3 protein-coding genes are annotated in these 2,542 nt (G+C 62.7%); all 3 read right to left on the bottom strand.

Features of this window, described 5'->3' with window-relative positions; translation table 11 throughout:
• Positions 1 to 183 precede the first annotated feature (183 nt).
• Positions 184 to 1,491, bottom strand: a complete 1,308-nt coding sequence (purB, locus tag EN914_RS31800; RefSeq protein WP_024504338.1) for an adenylosuccinate lyase — start codon at positions 1,489 to 1,491, stop codon at positions 184 to 186.
• 59 nt (positions 1,492 to 1,550) lie between these two features.
• Positions 1,551 to 1,964, bottom strand: a complete 414-nt coding sequence (locus EN914_RS31795) for a hypothetical protein (protein WP_081714351.1) — start codon at positions 1,962 to 1,964, stop codon at positions 1,551 to 1,553.
• 107 nt (positions 1,965 to 2,071) lie between these two features.
• Positions 2,072 to 2,542 (bottom strand): DUF2259 domain-containing protein (locus EN914_RS31790; protein WP_127389518.1); only part of this gene is annotated, 471 nt, incomplete at its 5' end.

The raw sequence follows: 2,542 nt of genomic DNA, 5'->3' as shown, positions 1-2,542 counted from the left end.
GAAAAGGAACGCCCGCCAGGACCCATCACCTTCACCCAAGGCCTCAGACGCTTCAACGCCATCGTCGACGGCTTCGTTCTCGCCTCACAAAAATGAACCCGAAGCAAATGTGTGCGCACGCTAGCCCACAGGGGAGAAGGTGAAGCCTGCCGCTCGCGGCCAGCGACGGTATAGCGCTTTGCCTCAGGCTTTGCCAAACACCCGCTTGAAGATCGTGTCGACATGCTTGGTGTGATAGCCCAGGTCGAATTTCTCGCGGATTTCGGCCTCGGGCAGGGCAGCGGTCACTTCCTTGTCGGCCAGTAATTCTTCAAGAAAATCAGCGCCTTGCTCCCACACCCTCATGGCGTTGCGCTGGACCAGACGGTAGGAGTCTTCGCGAGACAACCCAGCCTGCGTCAGCGCCAGCATGACACGCTGCGAATGCACGAGGCCGCGGAACTTGTTCATGTTCTTCAGCATGTTGTCGGGATAGACGAGCAGCTTGTCGATGACGCCGGTCAGCCGTGACAGTGCGAAATCGAGCGTCACGGTGGCGTCAGGGCCGATCATGCGCTCGACCGAGGAGTGGGAAATGTCGCGCTCATGCCAGAGCGCCACATTCTCCATCGCCGGCATCGCCATGGAGCGAACCATGCGGGCAAGGCCGGTGAGGTTTTCGGTCAGCACCGGGTTGCGCTTGTGCGGCATGGCCGAGGAGCCCTTTTGGCCCGGCGAAAAATACTCTTCCGCTTCGAGCACTTCGGTGCGCTGCAAATGCCTTATCTCGATCGACAGCCGCTCGACCGACGAGGCGATGACGCCGAGCGTGGCAAAGAACATCGCGTGGCGGTCGCGCGGGATCACCTGCGTCGACACCGGCTCGGGCTTCAGGCCGAGCTTCGCCGCCACATGTTCCTCGACATAGGGGTCGATGTTGGCGAAGGTGCCGACCGCCCCGGAGATCGCACAGGTGGCGATATCCTCTCGCGCGTGCACCAACCGCTCGCGGCAGCGCGAGAACTCGGCATAGGCTTGCGCCAGCTTGACGCCGAAGGTCGTCGGCTCGGCATGGATGCCATGGCTGCGGCCAATGGTGACGGTGTTCTTGTGCTCGAAGGCGCGGCGCTTGAGCGCTGCAAGCAGACCGTCGATGTCGGTGAGCAGGATGTCGCTGGCGCGGGTCAGCTGTACCGCGAAGCAGGTGTCGAGAACGTCGGACGAGGTCATGCCCTGGTGGATGAAGCGGGCGTCCGGTCCGACGAATTCGGCAAGATGGGTCAGGAAGGCGATGACGTCATGCTTGGTGACGCGTTCGATCTCGTCGATCGCCTCGACGTCGAATTTTGCGGCACTGCCCTTTTCCCAGATGGTTTTTGCCGCTTCCCTGGGGATGACGCCGAGTTCGGCCAGTGCGTCGCAGGCATAGGCTTCGATCTCGAACCAGATGCGGAACCGGGTTTCTGGCGACCAGATGGCGACCATTTCCGGCCGGGAATAGCGAGGGATCATCGGTCAGTCCTGACATATCGAGAAGTTTGCCCGCGTCCTAACAGAGGCGAGCAAAATGCTCAACGCCGCTGGCGCGCAAACCAGACGCCCGCGGTAAACAGAGCGATGAAACCAACTGGAAAATAGAGCCGGATGCCCAGCACCACGAATTGATAGAGCGCAATCAACGTCGTGAAGACGAACTGGAGGACCCAGGTGCGGGTGAAAGCAGGCGCATGCCACTCGGCGTAGTAGGAGCGGTACTGCAGGGCAAACAGCCCGCCGGTCAGGCCGATCGTCGCCGCTGCTAGGCACACGAAGGCGGCGGCGACAGCGACTTCCCAGCGTCTTCCCTGCGAGACCAGCCGCGCCGCAAACAGGCCGATGGGGAAGGCCAGCGCAGCTCCCGCCGCAAACAGCATGGTGACAATGAGGATTTTCGCCGGCGTCTCCCAGTCGCCCAAAAACAAGGTGAGGAGCGCGCTGGCGCCCATTGTCACAGCCCACAACAAGGCGCCGACAAGTGCTGTGCGCGGCGTCGGTATCGCGCGGCGAAGGCGGTTCAGCGCACGATCGCGCGCGGCGGGTTGAGCAGGGGGTGTCACAGGCGGCCGGTCACCGCGATCCAGCGAAAGTCGGGGCCTTCAAAGCCGTATTGGCGCACCGCGATCAGCACGGCATAGGCGCTGAGGCTGTCCATGGAAAAGGTCTGCACGGCGCCGATGCGATAGCCGTTCGGGCAACCCCGGCTTTTCGGTATCGCCTTGTCCTCGTGCAGCAGCTTGGTCGTGCCGCCATCCTGCGCCTCGATGCGCAGCAGCCGGAAGCCGTTGATTTCGCCCTGGCTCTCGCAGCCATCGGTGTTGTTCATGCCCAACTCGTCGAGCCGGAACTCGAGCGGTGGGTCGACCGGAGTGAAGATCGGGCGCGGATTGACCGCCATCCGGTGCGGATCCGCCGAAAGCTCGGTCACCGGGTTGAAACCCGCGGTTATGCCGCGGTTGGCGTCCAACTCGGCCTGGCTGACAATGGATTCGCCTTTTTGCCGGGCCTGAAGGCGCACCGCATCCAG

The organism is Mesorhizobium sp. M7A.F.Ca.CA.001.08.2.1 (assembly GCF_003998455.1).
GTDB lineage: Bacteria > Pseudomonadota > Alphaproteobacteria > Rhizobiales > Rhizobiaceae > Mesorhizobium > Mesorhizobium ciceri.
Note: the sequence above shows the minus strand (reverse complement) of the source record. Positions and strands in the feature narration are given on the sequence as shown.